Annotated in this window: 12 protein-coding genes; 5 read left to right on the top strand and 7 right to left on the bottom strand. The window is 65.5% G+C overall.

Annotated elements, in window-relative coordinates; genetic code table 11:
* Positions 1–40 precede the first annotated feature (40 nt).
* Positions 41–1,507 carry a xylulokinase gene (gene xylB, locus QP803_RS14075; RefSeq protein WP_284944096.1) on the bottom strand — a complete coding sequence of 489 codons (1,467 nt, stop codon included), beginning with the start codon at positions 1,505–1,507 and terminating at the stop codon, positions 41–43.
* A 135-nt stretch (positions 1,508–1,642) separates the two neighbouring features.
* On the opposite strand from xylB, the gene QP803_RS14070 reads away from it, so the two are divergent.
* Positions 1,643–2,935: an NAD(P)/FAD-dependent oxidoreductase gene (locus QP803_RS14070; RefSeq protein ID WP_284944095.1), complete on the top strand. Its 1,293-nt coding sequence runs from the start codon at positions 1,643–1,645 to the stop codon at positions 2,933–2,935.
* Complete coding sequence (nagA, locus tag QP803_RS14065) at positions 2,932–4,047, top strand: N-acetylglucosamine-6-phosphate deacetylase (protein ID WP_284944094.1); 1,116 nt, start codon at positions 2,932–2,934, stop codon at positions 4,045–4,047. The genes QP803_RS14070 and nagA overlap by 4 nt, the downstream gene beginning before the upstream one ends.
* Positions 4,048–4,070: 23 nt before the next feature.
* On the opposite strand, the gene QP803_RS14060 is transcribed toward nagA, so the two are convergent.
* Both QP803_RS14060 and QP803_RS14055 read right to left on the bottom strand, forming a co-directional pair.
* Positions 4,071–5,525: a carnitine 3-dehydrogenase gene (locus QP803_RS14060; protein WP_284944093.1), complete on the bottom strand. Its 1,455-nt coding sequence runs from the start codon at positions 5,523–5,525 to the stop codon at positions 4,071–4,073.
* Positions 5,522–6,433 (bottom strand): beta-keto acid cleavage family enzyme, encoded by a 912-nt coding sequence (locus tag QP803_RS14055; RefSeq protein ID WP_284944092.1) that lies wholly within the window; start codon positions 6,431–6,433, stop codon positions 5,522–5,524. Before QP803_RS14055 ends, QP803_RS14060 begins: the two co-directional genes overlap by 4 nt.
* Before the next feature lie 91 nt (positions 6,434–6,524).
* Between QP803_RS14055 and QP803_RS14050 the strand changes: the two genes are divergently transcribed.
* Both QP803_RS14050 and QP803_RS14045 read left to right on the top strand, forming a co-directional pair.
* Positions 6,525–7,487, top strand: a complete 963-nt coding sequence (locus tag QP803_RS14050) for a GlxA family transcriptional regulator (protein ID WP_284944091.1) — start codon at positions 6,525–6,527, stop codon at positions 7,485–7,487.
* A gap of 76 nt (positions 7,488–7,563) precedes the next feature.
* The gene (locus QP803_RS14045; RefSeq protein WP_284944090.1) at positions 7,564–9,312 is read left to right on the top strand and encodes a hypothetical protein; all 1,749 of its coding nucleotides are present in this window, start codon (positions 7,564–7,566) and stop codon (positions 9,310–9,312) included.
* 147 nt (positions 9,313–9,459) lie between these two features.
* Here QP803_RS14045 and QP803_RS14040 read toward each other — a convergent pair whose 3' ends face one another.
* On the bottom strand, positions 9,460–10,344 hold the full coding sequence (locus QP803_RS14040; RefSeq protein ID WP_284944089.1) for a sugar phosphate isomerase/epimerase family protein: 885 nt from the start codon (positions 10,342–10,344) through the stop codon (positions 9,460–9,462).
* A gap of 67 nt (positions 10,345–10,411) precedes the next feature.
* Positions 10,412–11,893 carry a mannitol dehydrogenase family protein gene (locus tag QP803_RS14035; RefSeq protein ID WP_284944088.1) on the bottom strand — a complete coding sequence of 494 codons (1,482 nt, stop codon included), beginning with the start codon at positions 11,891–11,893 and terminating at the stop codon, positions 10,412–10,414.
* 115 nt (positions 11,894–12,008) lie between these two features.
* Between QP803_RS14035 and QP803_RS14030 the strand changes: the two genes are divergently transcribed.
* On the top strand, positions 12,009–12,788 hold the full coding sequence (locus tag QP803_RS14030) for an SDR family oxidoreductase (protein WP_284944087.1): 780 nt from the start codon (positions 12,009–12,011) through the stop codon (positions 12,786–12,788).
* A gap of 178 nt (positions 12,789–12,966) precedes the next feature.
* On the opposite strand, the gene QP803_RS14025 is transcribed toward QP803_RS14030, so the two are convergent.
* Both QP803_RS14025 and QP803_RS14020 read right to left on the bottom strand, forming a co-directional pair.
* On the bottom strand, positions 12,967–13,224 hold the full coding sequence (locus QP803_RS14025) for a DUF2934 domain-containing protein (RefSeq protein WP_284944086.1): 258 nt from the start codon (positions 13,222–13,224) through the stop codon (positions 12,967–12,969).
* A gap of 65 nt (positions 13,225–13,289) precedes the next feature.
* The gene (locus QP803_RS14020; RefSeq protein ID WP_284944085.1) at positions 13,290–14,492 is read right to left on the bottom strand and encodes a multidrug effflux MFS transporter; all 1,203 of its coding nucleotides are present in this window, start codon (positions 14,490–14,492) and stop codon (positions 13,290–13,292) included.
* Positions 14,493–14,533: the final 41 nt, after the last annotated feature.

Below are 14,533 nucleotides of genomic sequence, written 5' to 3'. Positions count from 1 at the left end.
CTCAATCGGGTGTGTCTTTATAGGTACACCTTTTGAGTGTTCAGTGGCCCAGCCTGCGCGCCTGCCGCAGCGCCGGATACAGGGCGCGGTAATAGACCAGCCGCTCCTCATAGGCGGCTTGAAGGGCAGGAACCGGGGCGATCGCCTCGATCCGGCGCGGCGGGGTGCAGACCGCCACGGGGTCTTCGCCCGTGACAGCCAAGCGCCCCAACCGCGCCGCGCCGAAAGCGCCGCCGGTCTCACCATCCGCCAGACGGTGCAGGGTAATGCCGAGCACGGAGGCGAGGATGGCGATCCAGGTGGCGCTGCGCGATCCGCCACCGATGACATCGGCTTCCGTCATCGTAGTGCCGGCCGAGCGCAGCGCGTCCAGGCAATCGCGGAAGGAGAAAGCGACGCCTTCCAGCACCGCCTGGGTTAGGGAGTCGCGCGTGGTGTCATGCGACAGGCCGAGGAAGCCGCCGCGGATCGCCCCGTCATTATGCGGTGTCCGCTCACCGGACAGATACGGCAGGAAGGTCACGTCGGAGGGTGCGGAGGGGATCGGCGGCAACGCCTGCAGCAGCGCACCTTCCTTCTCGCGCGCGATGCCGCTCCACCAGGCGAGTGAGGCGGCGGCAGACAGGGTGACGCCCATTTGGTGCCACAGGCCCGGCAGGGCGTGGCAGAAGGCATGGACGGTCGCATCGGGATTGGGGCGGAAGCGATCGGTGGTGGCCCACAGCACGCCCGAAGTGCCGAGGGAGACGAAGGCGCTGCCCGGCCTGATGGCACCCAGGCCCACGGCGCCGGCCGCATTGTCGCCCGCGCCGCCGGCCAGAACCGGGGCTGCCGTCATGCCCCAGCGCCGCGTTAATTCCGGCGTCAGCCGGCCGGCGGGGGCACTCCCTTCCACCAGGCGCGGCATCTGGCCAAGCGTCATGCCGCAGGCCGCGAGACCGGCCTCGGACCAGGCGCGCGCGCCCACGTCCAGCCATAGCGTGCCGGCAGCGTCCGACATTTCCTCGATCATTTCGCCGGTGAGCCGATAACGGACATAGGCTTTGGGCAGCAGCACATGCGCGGTGTGGGCGAAGATCTCCGGCTCGTGCCGGCGCACCCAGACCAGCTTCGGCGCGGTGAAGCCGGGCATTGCCACATTGCCCGTCACGCTCCGCAGATCGGGCCAAGCGTCTTCAAGGGCGAGGCACTCTTCCTCGCAGCGGGTGTCGTTCCACAGAATGGCGGGCCGCAGCGGCATGCCTGCGGCGTCGAGCAGCACTGCACCATGCATCTGGCCCGAAAGGCCGACGCCGCGCACAGCGCCCATTTCGCTGGGGTGGCTGGCTGTCAGCGCATCCAGCGCGCGCAACGTGCCTTGCCACCAATCCTCGGGCGCCTGTTCGCTCCATCCCGGATGCGGACGGGACACATCCAGCGCCACGGTATGGCTGGCGAGGACAGTTTGGCTGTCATCCACCAGCACTGCCTTGATGCCGGAGGTGCCGAGATCGATGCCGAGGTACATGCGCGCTTCCCCTGGCCCAAGGATGGCCGATTGCTTGCTTGGCCGAGGCTTTAGCAGAGCCATCTACGGCCGTCAGCCTGTTGTCCCTACCACCCTTCGGGATAGGGTGATGCCTTCACAGGAAACAGACGCTGTATGTCCGCTCATCGTGCTCAAACTCTGCCACCCGGCCTTTATGCCGAGACCGCCGTGCCCGCCATCGGCCTGCCGCCGCTGGAGACTGAGCTGCGCACATCGGTCGTGGTCGTCGGCGGTGGCATCACAGGCCTGTCCTCGGCGCTGCATCTCGCCGAGCGCGGCATCGATGTGGTCTTGCTAGAAGCAAATGAAATCGGTTTCGGCGCTTCAGGCCGCAATGGCGGCCACGTCAATCCGGGTCTGAAACCGGATCCGGATGAGGTTGAGCATGATTTTGGCGAACTCGGCCGTCGCATGGTGCCCTTCTCCTATGCGGCGCCCGAGGCCTTGTTCCGCCTCGTTGAGCGTCACCAGATTCGCTGCGAGGCGCGGCAGGCCGGCACCTTGCGCGCGGCCACCACGGCGAAGACGCTGGTCGGCTTGCAGAACCTCGCCGCGCAGCATGCCGCGCGCGGCATAACGGCGACGCTGCTGGACGCATCGGCGTCCGTCGCCGCCACCGGCACCAATCGCTATCTCGGCATCCTGCGCGATCCAAGTGGCGGTTCGGTCAACCCGCTCGGCTATGCGCGCGGATTGGCCCAGGCGGCCATGGCGGCGGGCGCGCGCGTTCATGTCGGCAGCCCGGCGGTGAAACTGTCGCGCCCGCAGGCCAGTGGCTGGCGGGTGGAAACGCCAAGCGGCGCCGTGACGGCGGATCGGCTGGTGATCGGCACCAATGGCTATACGGACGATCTTTGGCCCAGTCTGAAGCGCAGCGTGGTGCCGCTCTGGTCTGGCATCACGGCCACAGCGCCTTTGCCCGATGCCATCCTGCGGGATGTGATGCCCGGTGGCGGCGTGTTGTACGAACTGGGCTCCATCACCGTCTATTACCGCGTCGATCTCGCCGGGCGCCTGCTGATGGGTGGCCGCAGCGCCCAGCATGCCGTGACCGGGCCGGATGGCTTTCGCTTCCTCCAGTCCTATGCCTGCAAACTCTGGCCGGCGTTGGCCGGCGTGGCCTGGACTCATGGCTGGAACGGCCAGCTCGGCATGACGCCGGACCATTATCCCCATCTGCATGAGCCGGAGCCCGATGTGCTGCTGGCGCTCGGCTATAACGGGCGCGGCGTGGCGATGGCGACGGCCATGGGCGGCCTGATCGCGCGCCGCATCGGCGGGGAGCCAGTGGAGACGCTCGACATGCCGATCACCGACATCAAGCCCATGCCCTTCCACGGGTTTTGGCCGCTGGCGGTGAACGGTCGTATTGCATGGGGCCGGCTGCTCGACCGGCTCGCGCGATGACGATCCTGAGTGGCGCGCGTGTCCTCACCGATGACGGGTTCCGCGACGATCTGTCGGTCGTCATCGCGGACAGCACGATCGTCGATCTTGTAGACGGCGCGAGGCCGGATGCGATTCGCTTACCCGAGGGCAGCATCCTCGCCCCCGGTTTCATCGACGTGCAGGTGAATGGCGGCGGTGGCGTGATGTTCAATGAGACGCCGACGATGGAAGGCGCGCTCGCCATTGCGCGGGCCCATCGTGCCTTCGGCACGACGTCGCTGTTGCCGACCGTCATTACCGATCGGCCGGAGGTGATGCGCCGTGCCGCCGAGGCCGCGCATCTCGCCATGGCGGTGCCCAATGGCGGTGTCGCCGGCGTTCATATCGAGGGGCCGTTCATCAGCCCGCACCGCCCCGGTGTGCATAATCCCGCGCTCATCCGCCGGATGGACGCCGATGACGCAGCCTGGCTGGCCGCGCTGGGTGCGATGATGCCGGTGCTGCTGACGGTCGCGCCGGAGGAGGTGGAGGATGCCTTCCTCGTCGCCATGGCTACGGCGGGCGTGGTGCTCAGCGCCGGCCACACCGCCGCCAGTGCCGAACGTATTGCCGAGGCATTGGGGCTCGGGCTGCGCGGCTTCACCCATCTCTACAATGCCATGCCGCCGCTGGCCGGGCGCGAACCAGGGCCGGTGGGCGCGGCTTTGCTCGACCGCACGGCCTGGTGCGGCTTGATCGCCGATGGTGTGCATGTGCATGCGGCGTCGCTGCGGATCGCTTTGGCGGCGCGGCCGGAGGCGAAGATGGTGCTGATCACCGATGCGATGTCCGTGCTCGGCACCGATGCAGACAGTTTCGAACTGTACGGGGAGACGATGCTGCGTCGGCATGGCCGACTGGAACGTGCAGACGGCACGCTGGCCGGCGCCGATCTCGACATGGCGGCGGCGGTACGAAACAGCGTCACGATGTTGGGTGTTTCGCCCGAGCGCGCGCTGCGCATGGCCGCGACCTATCCGGCCGAGTACATGCGCCTCGACGATCGCGGCCGCATCGCGCCTGGCTTGCGGGCAGATTTGGTGTTGTTGTCCGCGGAGCTTGAGGTTTTGGAGACCTGGGTTGGTGGATGACGCTACGCTTATCCACCAAAACCCTATCCGCGCACCCCAATCCCGCGACCAACCTCGGGGGGATGCGGAATGGCGCGATGGGCCGCTGCGATGGCGCCGATCGCCGCCACGACCGCCGCATCCGCTGCGCAGGCGCGATGCTTCGTCGTATCGACATGCAGCATCATCTGCTCGCCCGTCGCGAGCAAACGTCCATCGCTTTGATGCAGGCGATGGAAGATATGAATGCGTTTGGTGTCCTGCGCGATGATCTGCGTCGTCGTGTAAAACGCCTCCCCGAGCGTAATCTCGTCGAGATGGCGCAGATGCGTCTCGACCGTGTAATAGCTGAAGCCGCGCGCCAGCATGGCCTTGTCCATGCCAATCCGCTCCAACAGCGCATCGGTGGCATAGCCGAAGATTTCGAGGTAGCGGCTCTCGTTCATATGGCCGTTATAGTCGATCCAATCTTGCGGGACCGTGCCTTCATACAGGCGCAGCGGTTCGGCCGGCGTCGCGACTGCCCGTAGCGCCGTCTCATAGGCCGCGAGCGTATTGCCGGCGCCGAAGCCCTGCGACTTCAGGGCTTGCATGATGCCAATGAGGCAATCGTCCCGCTTCGCTTCGAGGTCGCGAAAACCCCAGTTTCCGGCCTGGGCGTTGGATTGTTCGTCGAGCCTGTCGAGCAGCGTGTCGGTGAGCTCAGGCACATCCATCAGCTTGGTCCACGGCAATTGCAGCGTCGGGCCGAACTGGGCCATGAAATGCCGCATGCCCGCTTCGCCACCGGCGAGGCGATAGATCTGGAAGGTGCCCATGAAAGCCCAGCGCATGCCGGCGCCGAAGCGAATGGCGTCATCCACTTCCGCGACGGTCGCAACGCCGTCATTCACCAGCCACAGCGCTTCACGCCACAGCGCTTCCAAAAGGCGATCGGCGATGAAGCCGTCGATCTCCTTTCGCACATGCAGCGGATGCATGCCGATGCCGGCGAAAAACGTCTTCGCGCGCTCGATCGACCCAGGCGCCGTCTTCGTTCCGCCACACAGCTCGACCAGCGGCAGGAGGTAAACGGGATTGAAGGGATGCGCCACCATGAAGCGCTCGGGATGCGTCATATCGGCGGAAATCGCTGTCGGCAGTAGTCCGGATGTCGAGGAACAAATCAACGCATCGACGGGCGCGTAGCGATCGATCTCCGCCAGAATCTTGAGTTTGATGCTCTCGACTTCGGGCGCGCTCTCCTGGATCAGATCGGCGTCCTGCACTGCTTCTTCCAAACTCGCCGCGAAACTCAGACGCCCCTCAGGCGGCAGGGGTGCAGACACCAGTTTGCGCTGTGCGCGGCCGGCGAGGGTGATCATCTCCCGCAAGCGGCGCTCAGCCTCGGGATGCGGATCGAAAACCGTGACATCCAGGCCGTTGAGCAGGAAACGCGCAGCCCAGCCGCCGCCGATGACGCCGCCGCCGATGATGGCGCAATGACGAATAGCGTTCATGCCAGAAGTCCCTCGGAGATGCGGCGTTCCAGCTTCAGCTTCGCGCGCACCTCCTCAGGGCCCAGGATGCGCGCACCCATGCTGGTCGCAGTCGTCACGGCGCGTTCCACCAATTGTGCGTTGGTCGCCGGCACGCCGCGCGATAGCCAGATATTGTCTTCGAGGCCGACACGAATATTGCCGCCCGACAGCAGTGCCATGGCGACGAAGGGCAGTTGCATCCGCCCGATGGAAAAGGCGGAATGCACCGCCCCGGGCGGCAGGTTATTGACCATGGCCATCAGCGTCTGCGGATCGTCCGGCGCGCCGTAAGGGATGCCCATACAAAGCTGGATCATCACGGGATCGTCGATCAGTCCTTCGCGGATCAACTGCTTGCACAGCACCAGATGGCCGGTGTCGAAGACCTCGATCTCAGGCCGCACGCCCAGCGCCTGCACGCGCTTCGCCATGGCACGCAGCATGCCGGGCGTGTTCGTCATCACGTAGTCGCCCTCGGCGAAGTTCATCGATCCGCAATCGAGCGTGCAGATTTCCGGCAGCAAGGCCGAGACATGCGCCAGCCGCTCCTCCGCGCCGACCATGTCGGTGCCGCGCGCATTCAGCGGCAGCGGGCTCTCCACGCCGCCGAGCACAAGGTCGCCGCCCATGCCGGCGGTGAGGTTGATGATGATATCGGTGTCGGATGCGCGGATGCGCCGCACCACTTCGGCATAGAGATCCACGTCGCGCGAGCCTTGGCCGGTCGCAGGATCGCGGACGTGAAGATGGGCGATGGCGGCGCCGGCCTGCGCGGCCGCGATCGCCGATGCCGCAATCTGCTCCGGCTTCACGGGCACATGCGGATTCTTATCCGTCGAGGCGCCGACGCCGGTGACGGCGCAGGTGATGAAGGCGTCGAAGTTCATGGCCGGGCTCCCGCTGGTGGCGCAGCGTGGCGCGCTTCGCCGCGCGCTGCTATACGTTTTGCGAAGAGGGCAATACTAAATAGGAGAAGACATGGCCGAGACGCCGCCGGCCGTCATTGATGTGCTCGTGCTCGACCAGTTCTCCATGATGTCCCTCGCCGCGACGATCGAGCCGCTGCGCGCCGCCAACCGCGTGGCAGCGCAAACGCTGTATCGCTGGCGCCTGCTCTCCTGGTCTGATGAGGCCCCGTCGAGCAGTTCGGGCATCACCGTCGCCATGAACGGCCGGTTCGATCCCGATGCGGCGCGGAATGCGCTCTTCGTGGTCGCGGCCTTCAATGCGCAGAGCATCGATCGGCGGCTCGCCGGGGCTCTGCGCCGTGTGGCGCGGCGCCGGATTTCCCTTGCGGGTGTTGAGGCCGGGTCCTGGGTTCTCGCACGGGCCGGGCTGTTGGACGGTTACAGCGCCACGACGCATTGGGAGGATCTGGAGGAATTCACCGCAACATTTCCCAAGATCGCGGTGGTGGCCGATCGGTTCGTGATGGATCGCGCGCGATGGACGGCGGGTGGCGCCGCGCCGGCTTTGGACATGATGCTGGCGATGATCCGCGCCCAGCACGGCCTGCCGCTCGCGCTCAACGTCGCCAGCGTCTTCATCTATGACCAGCAAATGCCTGCGACGGCGCCGCAGCCCGTCGTCTCCCTCGGCCGACTGGCGGTGACGGATCCGGCGCTCGCCACCGTCATTCGCGCCATGGAAAGCCATCTGGAGGAGCCGCTGACGGTGCCCGCTCTGGCGGCGCGCGCGGGCATTCTGCCGCGCACCTTGCAAGCGCGGTTCCGCACGCAGCTGGGGCAGTCGCCCCATGCGTTTTACCTCGATCTGCGTTTGTCAGCGTCGAAACGCATGCTGGAACAGACGGCGCATACGGTTGCGGTCGTCGCGACGGCCTGTGGCTTCGGCTCAGCCTCTGCCTTCGCGCGCGCCTTTCGGCGTCGATTCGGCGCCAACCCGCAGGCCACCCGCGTTGTGATGACCCGGGCCGGGTGAGGACACAGTCAAAAAAGGTATCAATTTGATAACGAATTCGCCCGCATAAAAGGCGGTGTCGATAAGGTAACGCCCCATGTCAGTGACTCAAGTGCGCAGTGGCGGGGGCGTGACCGCAACAACGACCGTGAGTTCCGGACAAATCGTGAGCGGCAGTATCATCAGTTCGGGAAGCACTCAGGAGGTGCTGTCCGGTGGAACAGCGGTCAGCAGCGTGCTCAGTGGCGGCAGTTTAGAGGTCTTTGGCGGCGGCGTCGCGAGTGCGGCGGCCGATGCCGGCCTGCTTTACGTCTATTCAGCCGGACGGGCGGTCGGCACGGTTTTGAGCGCGGGCGGCGAGGCCATCATCGAGTCTCACGCCACGGCAACCGGCACCACCATCAGCGCCGGCGGTATCGGCTTCGTCTATGCCGGCGGTGTTGCCAGTGGAACTGTCTTGGGCGGCGGCGCCGCCGCGGCACCAGGCACTTTGGTGGTTCAGTTTGGCGGCAAGGCTGTGGGCACCATGGTCAGTGACGGCGCCCTGCTGTTGCGGGCAGGCGGCACCGCATCCGGCACGATCATCAGCATGGGCGCGATGGTCACGCTCAGCAGCGGCACCACGGCGGTTGGCACCACGATTGCCAGCGGCGGCACGGCGCTGGTCTTCAGCGGAGCGAGCGTCAGTGGCGTCACCATCCAAAGCGGCGGCGCCCTCATCGCACCCACCGGGGCCGCTGCCTCCGCGGTGACCGTCGCGGCCGGCGGACATCGGATCTCGACCGGGGTGGTGCTGCTCCAGCCGGGGGCGGGCGCGACCATCTTGGCGGCCACGGCGCGTGGCACGGCGGTCACGAGCGGCACCGCGGAAGTTGTGATGGCAGGGGGCGCCGCCGTGGGCACGACGGTGTTGGCGAGCGGCACGCTCGATCTCTACACGGGCGGCAGGGCCGTTTCCGCAATCGTCAGCGCCGCCGGCCTGCTGAGCGTTCTGTCAGGTGGTTTCGCCAGCGGCGGCATCGTCAGCAGCGGGGGCGTCATCCTGGACCAAGGCACCACGAGTGGCGTGACGCTTGAGTGTGGCGCCACCGAGACTGTTTCCTCCGGCGGCACAGCCATCGCCACGGCCGTGAACAGCGGTGGCGTGCTGTCTGCCGTTTCGGGTGCCGTAATAAGCGGTGGCGTAACCCTCGCAGGTGGTGCATCGATCGACCTCGGTGCCTTCGCATACAGCGTGTCCGAAACACGCACCTTTACGGAAGCGGCGACCAAGACAAGCGGCATACTGACCCTGACGAACGGCGGCCAGACGACCAGCGTATCCCTACTGGGCGTCTATGTGACGCGGAACCTCTCGCTATCCGCGGATTCGGCAGGGGGAACCGTGATCACGGATCCGGCCGTCAGCGCGGGCGTGAAGGTCACGGTGGCGCAGGCCGGGCAATTGGTCCAAGGCACGACCGCAAGCCCGGTCACAATGGAAATCACGACTGGCGGAACAGCGACGCTCGACTCCTCAGACGCGCATGTCACCGTCACATTGGATGCCGCGACGAATCTCAGTTTGGGGTCTGCGCGATTCATCACCGTCGCAGGCACGGCGGCGGGCCTGGCGGGTGACGTGGTCACCAAACTCGGCGGCACCGCGAGCATCGATATCGTTGATCTCGCCAATGCGACCGTCCAGAAGCTGGTCACTACGGCGTTCGATACATCCGCCACGCTGACCGTCGCGAATGCGACCGACAGCGCGACGGTCACGCTCGGTGGCAGCTATGTGCTGAACGGATTTGCCACGGCCAGTGACGGGCATGGAGGTACGCTGATTTCGTACACGTCGGCTTAGACAAAATCGTCACCCGCCGAATTGGACTAGGCGGCCACTCACCCAGCCTTCGTCATCCACGGGCTTGACCCGTGGATCCAGGGGCGCCCATGGATCCCCGGATCAAGTCCGGGGATGACGGAGTACTAACCTTGGCCGACTTCACCCTCACGGCGTGCGCGTAATCCGTCGACGGCGGGCGGCGCTGTCCATCTGGTCCTGGATGAATGCCTTCGCATGGCGCGCCAGCGCCACATTATCGTCCCAGGTGTTCCGCCAGATGCCGGTGATGATCGACAGGTCTTTATCCACAACGGCGGAGGAGAAGGATTCGAAGGTGATCGTATCGGCATAGCCATTGTCGAGCAGCGCATCGAAGATCGGCGCATAATCGATCGTGCCGGCGCCGAGAAAACCACGGTTGCTCTCACCCACATGGAAATAGCCCAGCCGGTCGCCCGCCGCGCGAATGGCATCGGCCGGGTTCGCTTCCTCGATATTCATGTGGAAGGTGTCGAGATGCAAATAGACGTTCGGCTCGCCGATATCGGCGATGAACGCCAATCCCTGTGCCGTCGTATTAAGGAGATTGCTCTCGAAGCGATTGACGATTTCGAGGTTGATGGTCACGCCGGCCTCAGCGCCATAGCGGGCCACTTTCCGGAGCGTGTCGATGCTGTTCTGCCGGCCGCGCGCCGTCGGCATCGTCATGTATTTGTCGTGGGCAGAGAACAGGATGCCGCCGAGTTTTTGCGCACCCAGATCCCGCGCGACGGACACCGCTTCGCGCAATACCTGTTCGCCGGTCGCGACCACGGCCGCATCCTCGCTCGAAATATCCGCTGAGGGCTGCAAGCCCATCGTGACGGCAATGCCCATAGTCACGGCCTTCAGGCTCTGCGCGAAGGCTGGCACATCGAACTTTTTCGGATCGAGGCGCGGAAATTCGATCAGGCTGTAGCCAAGCGCCGATGAATGATCGAGCGCGCGGCTGAGATCCTCCGGCGTTGAGCCGGCGGACCAGACGAAGGCGTGGATGCCCATTGGGTTCATCACTGTACTCCCCTTAGCTTTGACGTGGCTGGCGGAATACGCTGCGCCTTTCCGCCATACAAGCGCCTTAGGACGCCAGAATATCCTTCAGCGTCGCCAGCGTGCCGCGTTCGGCGATCGAGAGGCGGGCCGCCTGGAAGGCCTCGCGGAAGGCGGGCGCGGTGTCCATCCCCAGGCCGGCGAAGACGGGCAGGGACAGGAATTTCGCGGGATCCGGGTCTTTCGCCGTGGCGCGGTCGGCCTCGGTCAGCCGTGGCTCGGGCGTCACGAAATGCTCGCCCTTGTCATCCACACCGCCGAGGCAGCGCGCGAAGGCGGCGAGCAGGAAGGCAACGCGTCGCACGTCGCCGTTCGTCTGGATCAGCGTGCGGATGGTGTCGCCCGCGAAAATCGGGATGCGCGACGCGCCATCGGTCGCGATGCGAATCATCTGGTCGCGTGTTGCGGGATTGAGGTACCGCTCCAGCAGCTTGTCGCGATACGCCTCCAGGGACATGCCGGGCGGGGCGGTCAGCAGCGGGATCACGTCCTTGTTCCAGAACTGCATCAGCAATTCACGGATCAGCGGATCGGCCACCGTCTCATGCACCAGGCGATAGCCGGCGATGACGCCCGGAAAGCCGAGCATAGAGTGGGACGCATTGAGCATCCGCAGCTTGATCTGCTCATAGGCCCAAACGTCATTCGTCATCTGCGCCCCGACCGTCTCGAACGCCGGGCGGCCATAGCGGAACTTGTCCTGCATCACCCATTGGATGAAGTCCTCGCAGAACACCGGAATTGCATCGTCGATGCCGCTCGCTTCATTCAGGCGGGCACGGTCTGCGTCCGTCGTGCCGGGGGTGATCCGGTCCACCATGCTATTGGGGAAGTCGATCTCGGCTTCCATCCAGGCCGCGAGTTCCGGGTCGCGGGCGCGGGCGAAGCTCGTATAGGCCGTCTTCGCCACGTCGCCGTTATGGCGAAGGTTGTCGCAGGACAGGATTGTGAAGGGCGCGACGCCCTGGGCGCGACGGCGGCTCAGTGCTTCCGCGACATAGCCGAAGGCGGTGCGTGGCGTCGTCGGGTTCGCGAGGTCATGCACGATGTCCGGCGCGTCGAGTTTAAACGCATGCGTTTCGTCGTCGATATTGTAGCCACCCTCGGTCAGCGTCATCGTCACGATGCGGATGGCGGGATCGCAAAGGCGGACGAGCACGGCTTCCGGATCAGCGGGCGCGAACAAATATTCGACAATTGAGCCGATGACCGCCACTTCCGGCGGGGCGGATGGCGGGCAGACGGTGAGTGTATAGAGGCCGTCCTGCTGCGGAAACGCCTCGGCCTTCGCTCGCTCCCGCGGGTCGTCCATCAATCCGATGCCAACCAGCGCCCAATCATCATGGCCGCCCATGCCGATCAGGTGATCCATGTAGACGGCCTGATGGGCGCGGTGGAAGTTGCCGACGCTGAGATGGGCGATGCCCGGCGTCAGGCGCGTGCGATCATAGCCCGGCTTTGCGACCGCCGTCGGTAGTGAGCCGAGCGTGGCATTGCTGAGTGTGACCATGGCCTGCTTCCCCTGCTGTCATCTGGGCGGGACCTGGCGCCGTTGACAGGCGCGCCATCCCTACCCTTGTTCCCTCAGCAATACCGTTTGTCGGACGATAGGAGAAGGACGCGTCATGGACCTCGGAATTTCGGGACGGCGGGCCATTGTTTGCGCGGCGAGCAAAGGCCTGGGGCGGGCGAGTGCCATGGCGCTGGCGCGGGAGGGTGTCATCGTCACCATCACGGGCCGCAACGAGGACGTTCTGACGCGAACGGCGGCGGAGATCGCGGCTGAGACGGGGATGACCGTCCATCAGGCGCCCGGCGATATTGCGACCGAGGCCGGGCGTGCGGCGGCGCTCGCCGCCTGTCCCGAGCCCGATATCCTCATCAACAACGCGGGCGGGCCGCCGCCCGGCGATTTCCGGGATTGGGAGCGTGAGGATTGGATCCGCGCGCTCGACGCCAATATGCTCGCCCCGATCGCCATGATGAAGGCGGTAGTGGACGGTATGATCGGTCGTCGCTTCGGCCGCATCGTCAATATCACCTCAGCGTCAGTCAGATCGCCCATCCCGACGCTCGGCATGAGCAACGGCGCGCGGGCGGGGTTGACCGGTTTTGTCGGCGGCCTGTCGCGGCAGGTGGCGCGGCATAACGTGACGATCAACAATCTGTTGCCGGGGCCCTTCCTGACCGATCGTCTGAAGACCACGGCTGCGGGTGCCGCGAAGGAGGCCGGTCGGTCGGTGGAGGAGGAGTTGGAGGTGCGCGCCAAGCAGCACCCGGCCGGTCGTTTCGGCGATCCCGAAGAATTCGGCCAGGCCTGCGCTTTTCTCTGCGCGGCGTCCTCCGGCTACATCGTCGGCCAGAATGTTCTGCTCGATGGTGGTGGCTTTAACGCGACGATGTGAGGGATACGAGCGCCCCATCATCCTCGTCACCGTCAATCCCACCTACACCGTCATCCCCGGACTTGATCCGGGGATCCATCTTCCTTGTCAGAGGCGCCCATGGATCCGCGCATCAACTGCGCGGATGACGATGAGGGGGAAACGCGCCGCCGCGACGGCAGCCGGCGTGACGGAAACCCTACTCCTTCCCACCCGCCGTAGACGGCGAGAACGACGGTGGGTCGCTGGCGGGGAAGCTCTGCTCCATGTCCTGATCAATGCTGTCGGGCTCCGACGGGGTGATCGGTGGCTCATGGTCGGGGGCGTCTTCCTGCTCGGCGATGGCGACGGCGCGATGCCAGAATTCATCCGTCCGGCCCTCAGGCTGCCCTTCCTTCTCCCAAAGCCCATAAGCGATGTCGCGAATGCGCTGCTCGTGATCTTGAACGTCGGACATGAGTGTCTCTCCTGCTGCGCTGGCACTTTGGCCAGACCCAGAAGATCGCCCTTAGCCGGGCCGGTTCAAGAGATCGGCTTGAGGGGCGATGTGGTTTTCACGAAAACAACCCAGGTCGCGAAGGATGCGCAGGCAACCACGGCGATGAACCCCGTCATCGGTCTGGCCGTGCCATCCGCCGTGAATCCCATCAACGCCGTGGTGACGGAACTCAGCGTGAATTCCAGGCCGACGCCGATGGCGGCCGCCGCGCCGGCGATGGCACCGAAGGGCTCCATCGCCGTCAGAAAAGCGGGTGCCGCGAGAAGACCGAGGCAGAAGAACAGCGTGAGCGTCAGCAAGACGAAGGGCCACAGCGCCTTCATGCCGCTAAAGACGAGCACGGCGAGCAATACGGCCGCCACGGCCATGCCGAAGGCGCCGCCGCCGATCAACCGTCGGGTGCCAAACCAGCGCATCATGGGGGCATTGAATTGGCTGATGCCGATGATGGTGATCGCATGCAGCGCGAACAGGATGCCGAAAATCGTCGGTGGCACATGGTGCAGCGTCACGAAGACGAAGGGGGAACCCGCGATGAAGGAGAACAGCACGGACTGCCCGAAACCCGCGATTAAGACCGGCAGGATAAAGACCCGGCTGCTGAGCAGCCGCCCATAGGTCGCGAAGATCTGGAACGGTCGCGCGCCGACGCGTTGCCCGACCGGCAGCGTCTCGGGCAGCAGGCGCCAGACCATGACCATCACCGCCAGACAGATCAGGATCAGCACCACGAAGATCAGGCGCCAGGACGTATATTGCACCAGCAATCCGCCGAAGACCGGCGCCAGAATTGGTGAGACGCTGAGCGCCACCATGGCGAGCGACAGCAGGCGCGCGGCATCGGGTCCGGTATATTCGTCACGGATCACCGCCATGGGAATCACCGCCGTAGCGGCGGCGCCCGCGCCCTGGAAGAAGCGGGCGACGATGAGCACGCCAATGCTGGGGGCGAAAGCGGCGCCGATGGAGGCGATCACGAAAATCACCAAACCGACATAGATCGGCGGTTTGCGCCCCACCGCGTCCGATATCGGGCCGTAGATCACCTGGCCCAGCGCGAGGGCGACGAAGAAGCTCGTCATGCTCAGCTCGACTGTGCCGGGCTGCGTCTTCAGGTCACGCGCGATGGCCGCGAAGCCGGGGATATACATGTCGATCGCGAAGGCGCCGACCGCGATCAGCAGCCCGAGCACGATGGCCCGGCGCACGAGGGAAGAGCCGGCCATCGAAACACCTCATGTAGAACGCACGCGCGCGCTCCTCATAG

The organism is Acidisoma sp. PAMC 29798, from assembly GCF_030252425.1.
GTDB lineage: Bacteria > Pseudomonadota > Alphaproteobacteria > Acetobacterales > Acetobacteraceae > Acidisoma > Acidisoma cladoniae.
This window is presented reverse-complemented; position numbering and strand designations above follow the sequence as displayed.

Bases quoted from the DNA above. Each gene is read 5' to 3' on its own strand.
- xylB (WP_284944096.1), bottom strand. From the start codon at position 1,507: ATGTACCTCGGCATCGATCTCGGCACCTCCGGCATCAAGGCAGTGCTG.
- QP803_RS14070 (WP_284944095.1), top strand. From the start codon at position 1,643: ATGTCCGCTCATCGTGCTCAAACTCTGCCACCCGGCCTTTATGCCGAG.
- nagA (WP_284944094.1), top strand. From the start codon at position 2,932: ATGACGATCCTGAGTGGCGCGCGTGTCCTCACCGATGACGGGTTCCGC.
- QP803_RS14060 (WP_284944093.1), bottom strand. From the start codon at position 5,525: ATGAACGCTATTCGTCATTGCGCCATCATCGGCGGCGGCGTCATCGGC.
- QP803_RS14055 (WP_284944092.1), bottom strand. From the start codon at position 6,433: ATGAACTTCGACGCCTTCATCACCTGCGCCGTCACCGGCGTCGGCGCC.
- QP803_RS14050 (WP_284944091.1), top strand. From the start codon at position 6,525: ATGGCCGAGACGCCGCCGGCCGTCATTGATGTGCTCGTGCTCGACCAG.
- QP803_RS14045 (WP_284944090.1), top strand. From the start codon at position 7,564: ATGTCAGTGACTCAAGTGCGCAGTGGCGGGGGCGTGACCGCAACAACG.
- QP803_RS14040 (WP_284944089.1), bottom strand. From the start codon at position 10,344: ATGAACCCAATGGGCATCCACGCCTTCGTCTGGTCCGCCGGCTCAACG.
- QP803_RS14035 (WP_284944088.1), bottom strand. From the start codon at position 11,893: ATGGTCACACTCAGCAATGCCACGCTCGGCTCACTACCGACGGCGGTC.
- QP803_RS14030 (WP_284944087.1), top strand. From the start codon at position 12,009: ATGGACCTCGGAATTTCGGGACGGCGGGCCATTGTTTGCGCGGCGAGC.
- QP803_RS14025 (WP_284944086.1), bottom strand. From the start codon at position 13,224: ATGTCCGACGTTCAAGATCACGAGCAGCGCATTCGCGACATCGCTTAT.
- QP803_RS14020 (WP_284944085.1), bottom strand. From the start codon at position 14,492: ATGGCCGGCTCTTCCCTCGTGCGCCGGGCCATCGTGCTCGGGCTGCTG.